Source organism: Pseudomonas sp. USTB-Z, assembly GCF_019691255.1.
Classification (GTDB): domain Bacteria; phylum Pseudomonadota; class Gammaproteobacteria; order Pseudomonadales; family Pseudomonadaceae; genus Aquipseudomonas; species Aquipseudomonas alloputida.
In genome coordinates this window covers 60,489-76,616 of the sequence record NZ_JAECZP010000022.1, presented here as the reverse complement: position 1 = coordinate 76,616, position 16,128 = coordinate 60,489, and the positions used below count along the sequence as shown (strand labels likewise).

Annotated in this window: 13 protein-coding genes and 2 pseudogenes; 8 read left to right on the top strand and 7 right to left on the bottom strand. The window is 62.5% G+C overall.

Translation table 11 applies throughout. From position 1 onward, the window contains the following. Positions 1–9: 9 nt before the first annotated feature. The 3 genes from dapF to lptM are packed head-to-tail and all read right to left on the bottom strand — an operon-like array spanning position 10 to position 2,320. A complete protein-coding gene (dapF, locus tag I8746_RS21860) occupies positions 10–840 on the bottom strand; it encodes a diaminopimelate epimerase (RefSeq protein WP_003253647.1) in 831 nt (276 codons plus the stop codon). 4 nt (positions 841–844) lie between these two features. Continuing rightward, a complete protein-coding gene (lysA, locus tag I8746_RS21855; RefSeq protein WP_010955746.1) occupies positions 845–2,092 on the bottom strand; it encodes a diaminopimelate decarboxylase in 1,248 nt (415 codons plus the stop codon). A gap of 9 nt (positions 2,093–2,101) precedes the next feature. Then, the gene (lptM, locus tag I8746_RS21850) at positions 2,102–2,320 is read right to left on the bottom strand and encodes an LPS translocon maturation chaperone LptM (protein WP_014754810.1); all 219 of its coding nucleotides are present in this window, start codon (positions 2,318–2,320) and stop codon (positions 2,102–2,104) included. 239 nt (positions 2,321–2,559) lie between these two features. Here lptM and cyaY point away from each other — a divergent pair, with 239 nt between their 5' ends. The 3 genes and pseudogenes from cyaY (at position 2,560) to rnk (ending at position 3,676) form a co-directional block, all read left to right on the top strand. Beyond that, a complete protein-coding gene (gene cyaY, locus I8746_RS21845; protein ID WP_004575827.1) occupies positions 2,560–2,892 on the top strand; it encodes an iron donor protein CyaY in 333 nt (110 codons plus the stop codon). Position 2,893: 1 nt separating this feature from the next. Then, positions 2,894–3,119 (top strand): annotated as a pseudogene (locus I8746_RS21840) (DUF1289 domain-containing protein). A gap of 146 nt (positions 3,120–3,265) precedes the next feature. Beyond that, positions 3,266–3,676, top strand: a complete 411-nt coding sequence (rnk, locus tag I8746_RS21835) for a nucleoside diphosphate kinase regulator (protein WP_003253652.1) — start codon at positions 3,266–3,268, stop codon at positions 3,674–3,676. Between the two features lie 90 nt (positions 3,677–3,766). Here rnk and I8746_RS21830 read toward each other — a convergent pair whose 3' ends face one another. Beyond that, positions 3,767–6,622: a class I adenylate cyclase gene (locus tag I8746_RS21830; protein WP_070096551.1), complete on the bottom strand. Its 2,856-nt coding sequence runs from the start codon at positions 6,620–6,622 to the stop codon at positions 3,767–3,769. Positions 6,623–6,788: 166 nt separating this feature from the next. Here I8746_RS21830 and I8746_RS21825 point away from each other — a divergent pair, with 166 nt between their 5' ends. Further along, positions 6,789–7,241: a YaiI/YqxD family protein gene (locus tag I8746_RS21825; RefSeq protein WP_014592810.1), complete on the top strand. Its 453-nt coding sequence runs from the start codon at positions 6,789–6,791 to the stop codon at positions 7,239–7,241. A 212-nt stretch (positions 7,242–7,453) separates the two neighbouring features. Here the strand turns inward: I8746_RS21825 and elbB are convergent, their stop codons facing one another. Next, entirely contained in the window at positions 7,454–8,113 is a 660-nt protein-coding gene (gene elbB, locus I8746_RS21820; RefSeq protein ID WP_017148021.1) for an isoprenoid biosynthesis glyoxalase ElbB, read from the bottom strand. A gap of 112 nt (positions 8,114–8,225) precedes the next feature. On the opposite strand from elbB, the pseudogene I8746_RS27285 reads away from it, so the two are divergent. Next, a pseudogene (locus I8746_RS27285) lies at positions 8,226–8,852 on the top strand (sterol desaturase family protein); the annotation flags it as partial. 501 nt (positions 8,853–9,353) lie between these two features. Here the strand turns inward: I8746_RS27285 and I8746_RS21810 are convergent. Next, positions 9,354–9,998, bottom strand: coding sequence for a DedA family protein (locus I8746_RS21810; RefSeq protein WP_017148020.1), 645 nt, complete (start codon positions 9,996–9,998; stop codon positions 9,354–9,356). A gap of 213 nt (positions 9,999–10,211) precedes the next feature. Here I8746_RS21810 and ppk1 point away from each other — a divergent pair, with 213 nt between their 5' ends. Further along, on the top strand, positions 10,212–12,455 hold the full coding sequence (gene ppk1, locus I8746_RS21805; RefSeq protein WP_014754802.1) for a polyphosphate kinase 1: 2,244 nt from the start codon (positions 10,212–10,214) through the stop codon (positions 12,453–12,455). On the opposite strand, the gene ppx is transcribed toward ppk1, so the two are convergent. Then, positions 12,442–13,944, bottom strand: coding sequence for an exopolyphosphatase (gene ppx, locus I8746_RS21800; protein WP_221101052.1), 1,503 nt, complete (start codon positions 13,942–13,944; stop codon positions 12,442–12,444). The genes ppk1 and ppx overlap by 14 nt on opposite strands. Positions 13,945–14,197: 253 nt before the next feature. Here ppx and trxA point away from each other — a divergent pair, with 253 nt between their 5' ends. Further along, positions 14,198–14,527: a thioredoxin TrxA gene (gene trxA / locus I8746_RS21795; RefSeq protein ID WP_003253660.1), complete on the top strand. Its 330-nt coding sequence runs from the start codon at positions 14,198–14,200 to the stop codon at positions 14,525–14,527. 227 nt (positions 14,528–14,754) lie between these two features. Beyond that, positions 14,755–16,014, top strand: coding sequence for a transcription termination factor Rho (rho, locus tag I8746_RS21790; protein WP_003253661.1), 1,260 nt, complete (start codon positions 14,755–14,757; stop codon positions 16,012–16,014). Positions 16,015–16,128 lie beyond the last annotated feature (114 nt).

The following is a 16,128-nucleotide window of genomic DNA, read 5'->3' as shown; positions in this document are numbered from 1 at the left end:
GTTACTCGTTTAGAGACGAACCTGTCCTTCGTAGACGCGTACGGCCGGGCCGGTCATCATCACGGGCTTGCCGGGGCCGGCCCATTCGATGTGCAGGCGACCACCGGGCAGGTCGAGGGACACCGGGGAATCCATCCAGCCCTGGCTGATCGCCGCCACGGCTGCGGCGCAGGCGCCGGTGCCGCAAGCCTGGGTTTCGCCGGCGCCGCGCTCCCACACGCGCAGGTTGGCGCGGTGGCGGTCGATGACTTGAATGAAGCCGGCATTCACCCGCTGTGGGAAGCGTGGGTGGTTTTCGATCTTCGGGCCCAGCTCATGCACAGGCGCAGTAAACACGTCGTCTACACGCAGCACGGCGTGCGGGTTACCCATGGACACGGCGGCTATCGAGTACAACTGGCCGTCAACTTCCAGTGGGTAGCTTGGCGCCTGTGCATCGGCGACAAAGGGAATTTCGGCAGGGATGAAGCGCGGCGGGCCCATGTTGACACTCACCTGGCCGTCGTTCTGCACGTCCAGCACGATGATGCCGCTCTTGGTTTCCACGCGGATGCGCTTTTTCGCGGTCAGGCGCTTGTCCAGCACAAAGCGGGCAAAGCAGCGCGCACCGTTGCCGCATTGCTCGACCTCGGAGCCGTCGGCGTTGAAGATGCGGTAGCGGAAGTCCACTTCCGGGTTGTTCGGCGCCTCGACGATCAGCAACTGGTCAAAGCCGATGCCGGTGTGACGGTCACCCCATTGCTTGGCGTGCTTGGGCTGAATGTGCGCGTGCTGGCTGACCAGGTCCAGGACCATGAAGTCGTTGCCCAGCCCATGCATCTTGGTAAAACGCAGCAGCATGGGCTTACTCCGGCAGCAGGCTTTCGCCAGCATACAGTTCGGCGACGGTCTCGCGGCGGCGTACTTCGAACGCCTGGTCGCCGTCGACCAGGATTTCAGCGCAACGGCCGCGGGTGTTGTAGTTGGAGCTCATGACAAAACCATAGGCGCCCGCGGACTCTACGGCCAGCAGGTCACCTTCGGCCAGGTTGAGTACGCGGTCCTTGCCGAGGAAGTCGCCAGTCTCGCAGATAGGGCCGACCAGGTCATAGGCACGGCCTTCGCCTGCACGTGGCTTGACCGCGCTGACACCCATCCAGGCCTGGTACAGGGCCGGGCGGATCAGGTCGTTCATCGCTGCATCGATGATCGCGAAGTCCTTGTGTTCGGTGTGCTTGAGGTATTCCACGCGGGTCAGCAGCACGCCAGCGTTGGCGACGATGTAGCGGCCAGGCTCGAACACCAGGGCCAGGTCGCGCTCGCCCACGCGTTCGCGGATGGCCTTGATGTAGTCGGCCACCCGTGGTGGCTGTTCGTCGCGGTAGCGCACGCCGACACCGCCACCCAGGTCCAGGTGGCGCAGGTGTATGCCGCACTCGGCCAGGCGGTCGACCAGCACCAGCAGGCGGTCGAGGGCGTCGAGGAATGGCTCGACGGTGGTCAGTTGCGAGCCGATGTGGCAGTCGACACCGACCACTTCCAGGTTCGGTAGCTGTGCGGCGCGTACGTAGATGGCCTCGGCATCGGCAATGGCGATGCCGAACTTGTTTTCTTTAAGGCCGGTGGAGATGTACGGGTGGGTACCGGCATCGACGTCCGGGTTGACCCGCAGCGACACCGGGGCAACCTTGCCCATTTCGGCGGCGACTACTTGCAGGCGCTCCAGCTCGTCGGTGGATTCGACGTTGAAGCAGTGCACGCCAACTTCCAGGGCACGGCGCATGTCTTCACGGGTTTTGCCAACGCCGGAGAACACCACGCGGTCGGCACGCCCGCCAGCGGCCAGTACACGCTCCAGTTCACCACCGGAGACAATGTCAAAGCCTGCGCCCAGGCGCGCCAGCACGTTCAGCACGCCAAGGTTGGAGTTGGCCTTGACCGCGAAGCACACCAGGTGCTCGGTGCCTTGCAGGGCGTCTGCGTAGCTACGGTACTGGGCCTCGATGTGGGCGCGCGAGTACACATAGGTGGGGGTGCCGTAACGTTCAGCAATGGCCGACAGGGCCACGCCTTCCGCGAACAGCTCACCGTCGCGGTAGTTGAAAGCGTTCATCTGGTTTCCTTACTGCGCTGGCGACTGCTCGGGCTCGGGCTCGGACTGCAGCTCGGGCTGCTGTTCTTGTACCGGGGCCGGCTTGGCTTTTGGCTGGTGCTGGTGCGACGTGTGCGCTTTGCCGTTATCGCCATCTTCAGGCAGATACAGCGGGCCTTTCTGGCCACAGGCCGAAACGAGGCAGGCAACAGCGACCAGCGCCGCGAAGGAGGAAATCAGGCGCTTCATGGGTGAAATCCTTAGAAAAATGCAGTATTGCGCCCGAGTATACCGAGCGACCGGCGGCTTGCCTATGCAAGGACCGGTCCGCCGGGCGGGCTATGCTTAGCCTCTGCGCAGCCCCCCGTAGGAGCGGGCTTGCCCGCGAAGAGGTCGGTGAACGCAACGGCTAAACCTTTGCATTCGGCGGCAAGCGCCCGTATCTTGCCCGGCTTGCCTGTAACGCAGCCAATTTCGAGGTTCCTGCAATGAGTTTGAGTGAAGCGCGTTTCCATGATCTGGTCGACGCGACCCAACAGGCCCTGGAAGATCTGTTCGACGAGAGCGGTCTGGACCTGGACATGGAGAACTCCGCCGGTGTCCTGACCGTCAAGTTCGAGGGCGGCGCCCAGCTGATCTTCAGCCGTCAGGAGCCATTGCGCCAGCTGTGGCTTGCCGACCGCTCCGGTGGTTTCCACTTCGATTACGACGAAGACAGCGGCAAGTGGGTGTGCGAAAAGAGCGAAGAGTTGCTGGGTGAAATGCTCGAGCGTATCGTCTGGGAGCGGGCCGGCGAGAAGCTGGACTTCGACGAAATCTGACATGAGTAGCGCCCAGGCCCGGCCGCCCAAGCCGCTTTATAGCAACGTCAGCCCTGCAGTGCCGTCACCGTGCATCAGCGTATGCCGGCTGGACGAACAGCGGGTGTGCACCGGTTGCCATCGGCATGTCGAGCACATTCGCGAATGGCGCTCGGCCGATGACGAACGGCGCCGTCAGATCTGCCGCGAGGCCCAGGTCTTGCGCGAGCAGCGCTAAGGCACACTGAGCGCAGGGGCTTGAGTATTTGCCCGGCTGTGGTAGTGTCGGGTTCTGCGTCGGTGACGCCAAAGCCTTCTCAAACCCCGCCCTTGGGCGGGGTTTTGCTTTATTTGCACATTGAAAACTGCCTGTTCAAAGGAGTCTGACTGGATCATGAGCACCAAGCCTTCCCTCATCCTCACCCGATTGGACGTACAACGTCTGGAGCGTCTGATCGACAGCCTCGACGAGAGTACGCCGGGTGTGCTCGCCCTGCAGGACGAGCTTGACCGCGCCGAGCAGGTGGTCGGTCACGAGGAAGTGCCGGCGGGCGTGGTGACCATGAACTCGCGGGTGCACTGCCGTGAGGAAGCCAGCGGCAAGGACTACCACCTGACACTGGTGTACCCCAAGGATGCCGGGCCGGAAGGCAAGGTCTCGATCCTGGCGCCGATTGGCTGCGCTTTGCTGGGGCTGTCGGTGGGCGAGCAGATCGACTGGCCGGCACCGGGGGGCAAGACCCTCAAGCTGAAGCTGCTGGAAGTGGAGTACCAGCCGGAGGCGGCGGGCGATTACGACCTGTAAGGGCCAGGGGGCCGTTTCGCGGCCCGTTTGCAGCGCAAGGCTGTTGCTACAGAGAGATGCACTCTTTTGTCGCCGCCTTGTGCTGCGAGTTCAGGCGCCCTCCGCCAAAACCTGCTCCAACCCCTCATTCAGAGCCTGCTCCAGCACCCGCTTGTAGCTCAGGTAGGCCTGCGTTGCCCCCAGCCGGTCATCCAGCAACTCGGACAAATCCAGGTCGGTGATATAGCACCGGTACTGCGCTGTGCCACGGCGCTGACCGATGATCTGCCTGGCCACCACCGCATACAGCTGCTCACCATGTTCCAGCTCGGAAAACTCCTGCTGGTCGCAGTACAGCGTCACATGCGCCACGCCCGCTACACCCGCCTGGATAATCGCCTGTACCTCATAGTAAGGCTGGTCGCTGCCCTCGGCCGGGGCCAGGCGCGGCTCGATGTTGCGTGCCTTGCCTGGGCCGGTGGGCAGCAGCTGCGCGTAGTGGATATCCAGCGAGGCGGGTCGCAGGCTATCGAGGGGCAGGCGGGCATCGCGGCGCATCACCACCGAGCGCAGAAAACGTTGCAGTGGCAACAGCAGATGCGCTTCGTCATGCAGCGGCAGGCGTTGTTGCCACAATGCGTTGTATTCATCCAGCACATACACATCGGCCCAGCCGCCCTGCAGGCGGTAGAACACCTGAATGCAGGCTGGCCGGCCTTGCTCCAGCACCAGGCGCAGGTCGTGGTCCTGCAGCGCATTGGCATCCAGGTACAGCGGGCTGTAGGTGCCTCGCTCTTCGCCCAGGTAGGCCAGTAGCGCCTCATGCTCGGCCAGGGTCGTCAGGCTGACATGCTCGGGTAACAGCTCCAGCACATGGGTGTGGTGGGCCACTTGCAGCAGGTAGCGGTGGTGGAGCCCTTGATCCCGCAGCAGCTGGGCGGTGTCGAAAATTTCCTCTACGCGCTGGCCGATCGGCTGGGCGCGGCTTTGGCAGAAGCAGCGTACTCGCACCCTTGGCCGGTGGCCGCGCTGCGCCGGGCTGTTGAGGAAGTCGCGCAGGCAGCGCACCAGCGCGTGTTCACCGTCATAGCGCTGGACCAGCACCTCGTTCCAGCTGTTGACGGTGACCTGGTCCAGGGTCAGCACCAGGTTTTCGCGCACGCCAGCGTAGCTCAACGCGTCGGTGCGCTCTGTGGTCATCAAAACGTTCAGCTCGCGGTGGTGGCGCAGCGGGTCGACGCCGACGTTGACCAGCAACAACACCTCATCGGCAACGCTGGGCTGCAAAAGGCGCACTTCGCTGACGGTCGGCAAGGGCAGGGGGACACTTTGCCGCAGACAGCCCAGCAGGTTGAACAGCTCGAATTCCCCAAGGTCGCTGGCCCCTGGATGCAGCGCCATGCGGGTGCTGCTGTCGATCACTCCGTTGCGATGGGCCCAGGTCAGCAGTTCGAGTAGCTCGCGGCAGCGTTTGATCGGGCTGAAGTGCTGCACCTCATGGGTGCTCAGGTTGCCGCTGTACAGCTCCCAGTGGTAGCTGCCCGGCTCCTTGCGGTTGGGTGCCTGGACCAGCGTCAGGGTGCCTTCGGCGAGGTCAGGGGCGATGCCGGGGTTAATCACTTCGACCTTGCCGGCGCGGCGCTCGAAGGCTGCGTACAGGCGCCGGCCCAGCACATTGAGGTCGCGCTGGTCGGCGCGGCTGCTGGCGTTCTGGGTGCGAGCGAACTGGCTGAGGAAGCGATAACTGAGGTTAAGCTCGGCCACCAGCTCACGCCGCTCGACGGCAACCTGCTGCACTTTCCATTGGCTGCGGCTGTCCAGCAGGGCCAACTGGCGCTGGTCCCAGCCCCACTCGTCGGTCAGGCGCTGCAGCAGCCGGCGTTGCCAGCCATGGCTGCGGCCTTGGTCGCTGAGCTTCTTGTTCACCTTCAGGTACAGGCTGCGCCGTACCAGCTCCAGGCGCGCGGGTTCGCCGCGTTGCAGCAGGTAACGTTCGATGCGCCGGTAGACCATCACGTAGGGGTCCAGCTCGTCGAGGTCGAGCTGGTTGGCAAATACTGCCTGCTTGTAGTCCAGGCTCAGGCAGCGCACCGCAGGGTGTTCGCCGGCGTAGGCTTCGGTCAGCAGCAGTTTGAGCAGCGATTTGTAGGGCGAGTCGATGCCTTTGAACAATTGCCACAGGCCAGCGCCGACGAACTCACCGGGCGGAATGTGCGCCAGGTTGCCGAGGTCAAGGGCTTCCTGGCTGCGGATAAAGCGCTTGGACAGCAACGTCTGGGTGTAGCTGTAGTAGTTGTGTTCCTCGTACACCGGTACCAGCCACCACAGCGGCGTACGCCCGGCCAGCCACAGGGTGGTGCGGTAGAACTCGTCCAGCAGCAGGTAGTGCTGGGTGGTGCCGCAGTCGTCGGAGCCGAGCTGGCCATCGCGCTGACCCTGGGCGAAGCCCTGTGTGTCGATCAGGAAAAAGTGTGCTTCGGCGCCCAGGCTTGCCGCCCAGGCCTCCAGCAGCTGGCACTTGCGGCGCAGCTCACCCAGCAGCTGTTCGGGCAAGCCGGGTGCATGGCACACCCACAGGTCCATGTCGCTGTGCTCGGCCTGCGCCAGCGAGCCCAGGCTGCCCATCAGGAACAGGCCGTGGATCGGGCGTGGCGGGTTGCCATGCTGGGCCTTGTAAGTGAACGAGCGGGCCAGGCGTTGGGCATCGGCCACCAACTCGGCGCTTGGCTCGTAAGCCGATACGCCCGCAGGGGTGCTGCCGGAGACGTAACCCGGCAATAGCGGGTGGTTCACGTGAAACAGCAGCGGCAGCAACGACAGTACCTGTTGCTGGCGCGTTGACAGGCCTTCCTTTGCCCGCTGCAGTCGGCCCTGGTTGAGATGCAGGAAGCGCGCACGCAATGTCGCCAGGACCTTGCGGTCGATGCCTTCGTCCAGGTCAGGGCGGATTTCGTGAGGGTGGTTCATTGCGCGCTCGGGCAGGCCATTGAAGCTGTGGCGAGTTTAGCCTGAGTGGCGGGGTCGGATAAGCGGTAATTGAAATTCTGGCGCCATTTTTCCAGCGCTGGCCTGCTCCAGCTTTCGCTGCGCTTCAGGCATGATGGGCGCATTGAGTTCATGTAGAGAGTGTCCAATGCGTGTATGGATCGATGCCGACGCCTGCCCCAAGGCGGCCAAGGATCTGATCGTCAAGTTCGCCCTCAAGCGCAAGTTCGAGGTGGTGATGGTGGCGGGGCAGGCGGTGGCCAAGCCGGCGTTTGCGATCGTGCGTCTGATCGTGGTGCCCAGCGGCATGGATGCGGCCGACGATTACATTGTGGAACACGCCGTGCCTGGCGAGCTGGTGATCTGCAGTGACGTGCCGCTGGCCGACCGTCTGGTGAAAAAGGGCGTGGCCGCACTGGACCCGCGTGGGCGTGAGTTCGACGAGCGCAACATGGGCGACCGTTTGGCGGCACGCAACCTGTTCACCGAGCTGCGTGAGCAGGGTCAGGTGGGGGGCGGGCAGGCGGCCTATGGCGAACGCGAGAAACAGGCGTTTGCCAATGCACTGGACCGGATCATTGCCCGGCTCTCGAAAGGCTGAGCACTGACACGGCTCCTGTCGGCAACAGCCCAGCGTGGCGCGGTGGATGGCACCGACTCTGCCGGTGTTCGCGGGTGAACCCGTTCCTACAGGCGATTGCGCAGGCTTTTCAGATTTGAGCAAGACAGTTGCCCCACAGGTACCGCGTGACCTTGAAGCCTGCGCTGGACCTGTGGGAGCGGGCATGCCCGCGAAGAAGCCGACGCAGTAAGTTACTCGTGCGTCAGCTCCAGCACTCGGTCCACCAGCTTGTAGATCCCGCCCGCCGCCTCGCTGATCGACTTGGCCTCCATGTACGCCGGGGTCGTCACGAGCTTGCGCTGGGTGTCTTCGACAATATCGTGTACATCGCATTCTTCATGGGTGCCACCCATCTTTTCGACAGCCGCCGCAGTGCCGGCATCGCTCCCGATGGTGCAGACCACGCCCGGTCCATAGATCTTCGCCGCCAGCGCCGGCGAGATGCAGATCAGGCCAACGGGTTTGCAGGCGTCGGCAAAGGCTTCGGCCAAAGCCAGCACGTCTGGGTTCACGCTGCAATTGGCGCCTTCCACGGCAAAGTTGGAGAGGTTTTTTGCTGCCCCGAAACCACCCGGCACGATCAGCGCATCGAAGTCTTCGGCCTTGGCCTCACGGATATCCTTGACCTCGCCGCGGGCAATGCGCGCCGACTCCACCAGCACATTGCGCGATTCGGGCATTTCTTCGCCGGTCAGATGGTTGATTACATGCATCTGTGCGATGTTCGGCGCGAAGCACTGCACCTGCGCACCGCGCTGGTCGAGGCGCAGCAGCGTGATCACGCTTTCGTGGATTTCGGCGCCGTCATACACGCCACAGCCGGAAAGAATCACCGCTACTTTTTTTGTCATGCTCATTACTCCAGTGTCGAGGCGCTAAATGTCCTCTAGTTTGGCAGATGTCGCCATAGGGATTCCTGCGGGGGCGGCCTAATCTTGGTGGATAACGCCTGAGGTCGCGCCCATGGACCTGATACTGCTGGCCGTGCCGTTCTTTTTTGTGCTGATAGCCGTCGAGCTGGTCGCCGACCGCGTGCGCGGCCGGCACAATTTCACCCTGGCCGACTCGATCAACAGCCTGAGTACCGGCGCACTGTCGACCAGTACCGGCCTGCTGACCAAAGGCGTAGGGCTGGTCACCTATGCTCTGGTCTTCGAGCACCTGGCGCTGTTGCAATTGCCGGCGCAGGCAGGGTGGGTCTGGTTGCTGGCCTTTGTCCTGTACGACTTCTGCTACTACTGGCTGCACCGCCTGGGGCATGAGCGCAACGTACTGTGGGCTGCGCACTCGGTGCATCACCAGAGCGAGGAGTACAACCTCACCACGGCGCTGCGCCAGACCAGTAGCGGGTTCCTCTTCTCGTGGTTGTTCTACCTGCCGCTGGCGCTGCTGGGTGTGCCGCCACTGGTGTTCATCACCGTCGCCTCGCTCAACCTGCTGTATCAGTTCTGGGTGCATACCCGGCATATCCCTAAACTTGGCTGGCTGGAGTGGGTGTTGATCACGCCGTCCAATCATCGCGTCCACCATGCGCAAAACCCTGCTTACTTGGATCGCAATTACGGTGGTGTGTTCATTCTCTGGGACCGTCTGTTCGGCACGTTCAAGGAGGAGGACCCGGCCGAGCCGGTGGTGTTCGGGGTGACCACGCCGCTGGCCAGCTGGAACCCGCTATGGGCCAACCTGCAGTTCTATGCCCAGCTCTGGCACGACGCCCGGCGCACCACTAGCCTGTGGGACAAGCTGCGTATCTGGTTCATGCCTACCGGCTGGCGCCCGGCCGATGTGGCCGCACGCTACCCACAGGCCAAACAGGACTTGGCGCTGTTTCGCAAGTTCGAGATTGCCCTGGGGCGCGGGCAGCAAGCCTATGTGGCGGCGCAGTTCGTGGTTTATGTGGCCTTGGGCAGCTACCTGATGGATGTGGCCGACCGCGTGCCGGCCGCCGCGCTGGTGCTAGGCTGGTCACTGATGGCGTTTGGTTTGTTCGTGCTGGGCGCGTTGCTGGAGAACCGGCCCTGGTCTGCACGCCTGGAGCTGGCGCGGTTGTGTCTGAATGCGCCGGCATTGTACCTGGCCGGCGCCTGGGGCTTAGCGGTGGTCGCCCCGCTGGCCTGGTTTCTGCTCGTGGCTTACAGCCTGCTCAGCCTCTGGGGGCTGGGCCTGGCTCGCCGCCCTGCGCTCCGCGCGCAGAGTACGGAAGCGCCGGCGCAGCCACAGCAGGCCACCCAGCGCCACCAGGCCGCCAAGCACCCATAGCTCGTAACGTTTGACGTTGCCTAGCAAGCCTTCGAGGATGGCGCCGAAGTGGTAGGCGGCGGCGCCCAGGGCCACTGCCCAGATGCCCGCGCCAATCCCGTTCAGCAGCAGGTAGCGGCGTGGCGGGTAACCCGACAGGCCGATGGCCACCGGCATGACCGTGCGCAAACCATAGACAAAGCGGAAGCTCAGCACCCAGATATCGGGGTGGCGGCGGATATGGTCCAGCGCCCGGTCGCCCATTGCCTGCCAGCGCGGCTTGCGCGCCAGGATCCTGCGCCCGTGGCGTCGGCCCATGAAGTACCACAACTGGTCGCCCGCGTAGCTGCCGAAGAAGGCCACCAGGCACACCAGATTGATATCCATGTAACCGCGGAACGCAAGGAATCCCGCAAGCACCAGAATGGTCTCGCCTTCAAAGAAGGTGCCTAGAAAAAGGGCGAAGTAGCCGAAATCCTGCAGGAATTGTTGAAGCATTTTCTGAGGTGCTGGCGAAATGAACGCGCAGCCTACCCCTTCGCGCGCGTTCGTGAAAGTGTCCAAATGTGTCTCGACGTGAACATTTCCAGCGCAGACAATGCCAGAGGCCACTTGCCACGGCTTGCCCATGTGTGTAACACGGGCGTCATAATGGGCGCTTATCTTGCCGCTCAATAGATGATAGGGCGTTAACGTCCTCAGGAACGCCAGATGAATAATGAAGTGCTAAGCCCTGTCGCGATCAAGGATGCTCAGGAGCTTCCAGAAGAGATGCTGCAGACCCCGCCAGACCTGCCTCCGGTGGCCGAGCCTGTAGCGGAACAGGTGGTCGAACCTGTGGCTCCGGTGCCCGCGCCGTCCCCGGCCATCGCCGTCCCTGGCCTGGACGACAGCAGCCTGTACATTCATCGCGAACTCTCGCAACTGCAGTTCAATATCCGGGTGCTGGAGCAGGCACTGGACGAGAACTACCCGCTGCTGGAACGCCTCAAGTTCCTGTTGATCTTCTCCAGCAACCTCGACGAGTTCTTTGAGATTCGTGTCGCAGGCCTGAAGAAGCAGATCAACTTCGCCCGTGAACAGGCCGGCGCCGATGGCCTGCAGCCGCACCAGGCGCTGGCGCGTATCAGCGAACTGGTGCACATCGAGGTAGAGCGCCAGTACGCGATCCTCAACGACGTGCTGCTGCCAGAGCTGGAAAAGCACCAGATCCGCTTCATCCGCCGCCGCTACTGGACACCCAAGCTCAAGACCTGGGTGCGCCGCTACTTCCGCGACGAAATTGCCCCGATCATTACTCCGATTGGCCTCGACCCGACTCACCCGTTCCCGCTGCTGGTGAACAAGAGCCTCAACTTCATCGTCGAGCTCGAGGGGGTGGACGCCTTCGGTCGCGACTCGGGCCTGGCGATCATTCCGGCACCACGCCTGCTGCCGCGGGTTATTCGCGTGCCGGAAGAGGTGGGCGGCCCGGGCGCAAACTACGTGTTCCTGTCGTCGATGATCCACGCGCACGCCGACGACCTGTTCCAGGGCATGAAGGTGAAGGGCTGCTATCAGTTCCGTCTGACGCGCAACGCCGACCTGGCGCTTGACTCTGAAGAGGTCGACGACCTGGCCCGCGCGCTGCGCGGCGAGCTGTTCTCGCGCCGCTACGGTGACGCCGTGCGCCTGGAAGTGGCCGACACCTGCCCGAAACACCTGTCGGACTACCTGTTGAAGCAGTTCAGCCTCAGCGAAAGTGAGCTGTACCAGGTCAATGGCCCGGTCAACCTCACCCGCCTGTTCAGCATCACCGGCCTGGACAGCCACCCGGAGCTGCAATACACACCGTTCACCCCGGCGATCCCCAAGCTGCTGGCGAACGCTGACAACATTTTCAGTGTGATCAGCAAGCAGGACATCCTGCTGATGCACCCGTTCGAGTCCTTCACGCCAGTGGTCGACCTGCTGCGCCAGGCCGCCAAGGACCCGCACGTGCTCGCCGTGCGCCAGACCCTGTATCGCTCGGGGGCTAACTCGGAAATCGTCGACGCCCTGGTGGACGCAGCGCGTAACGGCAAGGAGGTCACTGCGGTGATCGAGTTGCGTGCGCGTTTTGACGAAGAGTCCAACCTGCAGATGGCCAGCCGCCTGCAAGCGGCCGGTGCGGTAGTGATCTACGGTGTGGTCGGGTTCAAGACCCACGCCAAGATGATGCTGATTTTGCGCCGCGAGCAGGGCGAGATCGTGCGTTATGCGCACCTGGGTACCGGTAACTACCACGCCGGCAACGCCCGCCTGTACACCGACTACAGCCTGCTGACCTCTGACGATGCGCTCACCGAAGACGTCGGCAAGCTGTTCAGCCAGTTGATCGGCATGGGCAAGACCTTGCGCATGAAGAAGCTGCTGCATGCGCCGTTCACCCTGAAAAAGGGCATGCTCGACATGATCGCGCGGGAAACCCAGTTTGCCCTTGAAGGCAAGCCGGCGCACATCATCGCCAAGTTCAACTCGCTGACCGACGCCAAAGTCATCAAGGCGCTGTACAAGGCCAGCCAGTCGGGCGTGAAAATCGACTTGGTGGTGCGTGGCATGTGCTGCCTGCGCCCGGGCATTCCGGGGGTTTCGCACAACATCCAGGTGCGCTCGATCATTGGCCGCTTCCTCGAGCACACGCGGGTGTTCTACTTCCTCAATGGCGGCGAAGAGCAGATCTACCTGTCCAGCGCCGACTGGATGGAGCGCAACCTCGACAAGCGTGTCGAGACCTGCTTCCCGGTGGAAGGCAAGAAACTGTTGCTGCGGGTGAAGAAGGAGCTGGAAGGCTACCTGACCGACAATACCCACGCCTGGACCTTGCAGCCGGACGGGCGCTACGTGCGCAGCACCCCGACCGGCAACCAGAACCCGCGCAGCGTTCAGGCGACCTTGCTGGAGCGCCTGAGCAACCCGGTCCTCAACGTACGCTGAGGACGAAGCCGACCCGGGCCAGCCACTCCGCCTCGTTGGCGAAGTCGGCCTGGGTCAGCTGGTTCTGCTCCAGCCAACCTTCAGGGAAGGCTACATCCAGGCTGTTGTCCCCGCCGTGCAGTTCTACCTTTGGCATTTGCTGAGTGCCGCGGATGTGGTGGAACAGGATGGCAAAGCGCAGCAGCACGCACAGGCGCAGCAGCTTGACCCCTTCATCACCCAGTTCGGCGTAACGGTCCTTGGGGATGTTGCGGCGGTGGCCGCGTACCAGCAGGGCCATCATCTGCTGATCTTCCCGGGAAAAGCCTGCCAGGTCCGAGTGCTCGATCAGATAGGCGCCGTGCTTGTGGTAGTGATAATGGGCAATGTCCAGCCCGATTTCGTGCACTTTCGCGGCCCAGCCCAGTAGATCGCGCCAGTTTCCGTCTTTCAGGTTCCAAGCGTCGGCCACCTGGTCGAATGCGTGCAACGCCTTGCGCTCGACGCGCGCAGCCTGGCCCTGGTCCACGTGATAGCGCTCCATCAGCGAGTTCAGGGTGCGTTCGCGCACGTCTTCGTGGTGGTGGCGGCCAAGCAGATCGAACAGCACACCTTCGCGCAGGGCGCCGTCGCAGTGGTCCATGCGGTTCAGTTCAAGGGCATCGAAGATCGCTTCGAGAATCGCCAAGCCCGCCGGGAAGATAGTGCGGCGGTCTGGCTTGACGCCGTCGAAGTCGATCTTGTCGACTTCACCCAGCTTGAACAGCTTGCGTTTGACCCAGGCCAGGCCTTCGGCGTTGACCTCGCCATTGCCCAGGCCGCCGGCCTTGATGGCAGCGCCGATGGCGCGAATAGTGCCGGATGAGCCGATGGCCTCATCCCAGGTCAGGCGGTGCAGGGCATTTTCGATGCTCATCAGTTCCAGGCGCGCGGCCGTGTAGGCCTGGGCATAGCGGGCGGGGGTGATCTTGCCGTCGCGGAAGTAACGCTGGGTAAAGCTCACGCAACCCATCTGCAGGCTTTCACGCAGCAGCGGCTCGAAGCGCTGGCCGATGATGAACTCGGTACTGCCGCCGCCGATGTCGGCCACCAGGCGCTTGCCGGGGGTGTCGGCCAGGGTGTGCGACACGCCCAGGTAGATCAGGCGCGCCTCTTCACGGCCAGAGATGACCTCCACCGGGTGGCCGAGGATGGCTTCGGCGCGCTGGATGAATTCGTTACGGTTGCGCGCTTCGCGCAAGGCGTTGGTACCGACGATACGCACGGAGCCTGCCGGCATGCCGTTGATCAGCTGGGAAAAGCGCTTGAGGCAATCCAGGCCCCTTTCCATTGCCTCTTCACTGAGCATGCGCTCTTCGTCGATGCCGGCGGCCAGTTGAACCTTCTCGCCGAGCCGCTCAAGGATGCGGATTTCGGTATGGTGGGCCTTGGCCACGACCATGTGAAAACTGTTGGAGCCAAGGTCGATGGCGGCGATCAGGGACAGGTTCTTCGCGATGGTATGCGGCATGATCTGGTTGTTCTCGGTCGTTAACCTGGCAATCGTGCCACGATAGCAGGCTATCGCCAACGCGTGACACTCAGCCGTTGTACTGGCCTTGATGCAAGGCAATGTGCCATTCGATTCTATGACGGCCATATGACAGTTTCGATTCGCGGCGTCTTGCGCAACTATAGTTACACTCAATCGTCCGTGGCTTCCTGTCCGGCGTAGGTGCGGCTATCATGGGCCACGTTTTTTGCTTACGACCCTGGAGATATCCATGAGCAGCGATCTGATCAAACATGTCACCGACGCCTCCTTCGAAGCCGATGTCCTGAAGGCCGAAGGCGCGGTACTGGTCGACTACTGGGCTGAATGGTGCGGTCCATGCAAGATGATCGCTCCGGTTCTGGACGACATCGCTTCCACCTACGAGGGCAAACTGACCGTCGCCAAGCTGAACATCGACGAGAACCAGGAAACCCCGGCCAAGCACGGTGTGCGTGGTATCCCGACGCTGATGCTGTTCAAGAACGGCAACGTCGAAGCCACCAAGGTTGGTGCACTGTCCAAATCGCAGCTGGCCGCATTCCTCGACGCCCACCTGTGATGTGAAAAGGCCCCGCAAATGCGGGGCTTTTCTTTTTCAGAGCACTAGACGCAGAAAAAAGCAAGTGTTACATTCGGCCTCGCACTGCTTTTCCAGTGCCCTCTACATGCCGTCGCCGAAGCATCCCTAATTCGAATCAGTACGCGATCCTGTCGCCATCCAGCGGCGCGGCCTCATTAAGCCAGAAGCTTAATTCTCCCTTCTTACATGATTACGTCATTCCCCTTATGAACCTGACTGAACTCAAGCAAAAGCCGATTACCGATCTTTTGGAAATGGCCGAACAGATGGGCATCGAAAACATGGCCCGTTCGCGCAAACAGGACGTGATTTTCGCCCTGCTGAAGAAGCATGCGAAAAGCGGCGAAGAGATCTCGGGTGACGGCGTGCTGGAGATTCTCCAGGATGGTTTCGGTTTCCTGCGTTCGGCTGATGCGTCCTACCTGGCCGGCCCAGACGATATCTATGTCTCGCCCAGCCAGATCCGCCGTTTCAACCTGCGTACCGGCGACACCATCGTCGGCAAGATCCGCCCACCGAAGGAAGGGGAGCGTTACTTCGCCCTGCTGAAGGTCGATACCATCAACTTCGACCGCCCGGAAAACGCGAAGAACAAGATCCTGTTCGAAAACCTGACGCCGCTGTTCCCGAACAAGCGCCTGAAGATGGAGGCCGGTAACGGCTCCACCGAAGACTTGACCGGTCGCGTCATCGACCTGTGCGCCCCGATCGGCAAAGGCCAGCGCGGCCTGATCGTTGCCCCGCCGAAAGCCGGTAAGACGATCATGCTGCAGAACATTGCGGCCAACATCACCCGTAACAACCCTGAGTGCCACCTGATCGTCCTGCTGATCGACGAGCGCCCGGAAGAAGTGACCGAAATGCAGCGCACCGTGCGTGGCGAAGTGGTTGCTTCCACCTTCGACGAGCCGCCAACCCGCCACGTGCAGGTTGCCGAGATGGTGATCGAGAAGGCCAAGCGCCTGGTCGAGCACAAGAAAGATGTGGTTATCCTGCTGGACTCGATCACTCGACTGGCGCGTGCCTACAACACCGTGATCCCGAGCTCCGGCAAGGTGCTGACCGGTGGTGTCGACGCCCACGCCCTCGAGAAGCCCAAGCGCTTCTTCGGTGCTGCGCGTAACATCGAGGAAGGCGGTTCGCTGACCATTATCGCCACTGCGCTGGTTGAAACCGGCTCGAAGATGGACGAAGTGATCTACGAAGAGTTCAAGGGCACCGGCAACATGGAGCTGCCGCTGGACCGCCGCATCGCCGAGAAGCGAGTGTTCCCGGCCATCAACATCAACCGTTCCGGTACCCGCCGCGAAGAGTTGCTGACCGCTGACGACGAACTGCAGCGTATGTGGATTCTGCGCAAGCTGCTGCACCCGATGGACGAAATCGCTGCCATCGAGTTCCTGGTCGACAAGCTCAAGCAGACCAAGACCAACGATGAGTTCTTCCTGTCGATGAAGCGCAAGTAAGCGAGCGTTTCAGGCTGGATTGATTGGGGCCGCCTTGCGGCCCTTCGCGGGCAAGCCCGCTCCTACACAGGTCACTGCGGCCCTTGTAGGAGCGGGCTTGCCCGCGAAGGGGTG

Bases quoted from the DNA above. Each gene is read 5' to 3' on its own strand.
- dapF (WP_003253647.1), bottom strand. From the start codon at position 840: ATGCTGCTGCGTTTTACCAAGATGCATGGGCTGGGCAACGACTTCATG.
- lysA (WP_010955746.1), bottom strand. From the start codon at position 2,092: ATGAACGCTTTCAACTACCGCGACGGTGAGCTGTTCGCGGAAGGCGTG.
- lptM (WP_014754810.1), bottom strand. From the start codon at position 2,320: ATGAAGCGCCTGATTTCCTCCTTCGCGGCGCTGGTCGCTGTTGCCTGC.
- cyaY (WP_004575827.1), top strand. From the start codon at position 2,560: ATGAGTTTGAGTGAAGCGCGTTTCCATGATCTGGTCGACGCGACCCAA.
- rnk (WP_003253652.1), top strand. From the start codon at position 3,266: ATGAGCACCAAGCCTTCCCTCATCCTCACCCGATTGGACGTACAACGT.
- I8746_RS21830 (WP_070096551.1), bottom strand. From the start codon at position 6,622: ATGAACCACCCTCACGAAATCCGCCCTGACCTGGACGAAGGCATCGAC.
- I8746_RS21825 (WP_014592810.1), top strand. From the start codon at position 6,789: ATGCGTGTATGGATCGATGCCGACGCCTGCCCCAAGGCGGCCAAGGAT.
- elbB (WP_017148021.1), bottom strand. From the start codon at position 8,113: ATGACAAAAAAAGTAGCGGTGATTCTTTCCGGCTGTGGCGTGTATGAC.
- I8746_RS21810 (WP_017148020.1), bottom strand. From the start codon at position 9,998: ATGCTTCAACAATTCCTGCAGGATTTCGGCTACTTCGCCCTTTTTCTA.
- ppk1 (WP_014754802.1), top strand. From the start codon at position 10,212: ATGAATAATGAAGTGCTAAGCCCTGTCGCGATCAAGGATGCTCAGGAG.
- ppx (WP_221101052.1), bottom strand. From the start codon at position 13,944: ATGCCGCATACCATCGCGAAGAACCTGTCCCTGATCGCCGCCATCGAC.
- trxA (WP_003253660.1), top strand. From the start codon at position 14,198: ATGAGCAGCGATCTGATCAAACATGTCACCGACGCCTCCTTCGAAGCC.
- rho (WP_003253661.1), top strand. From the start codon at position 14,755: ATGAACCTGACTGAACTCAAGCAAAAGCCGATTACCGATCTTTTGGAA.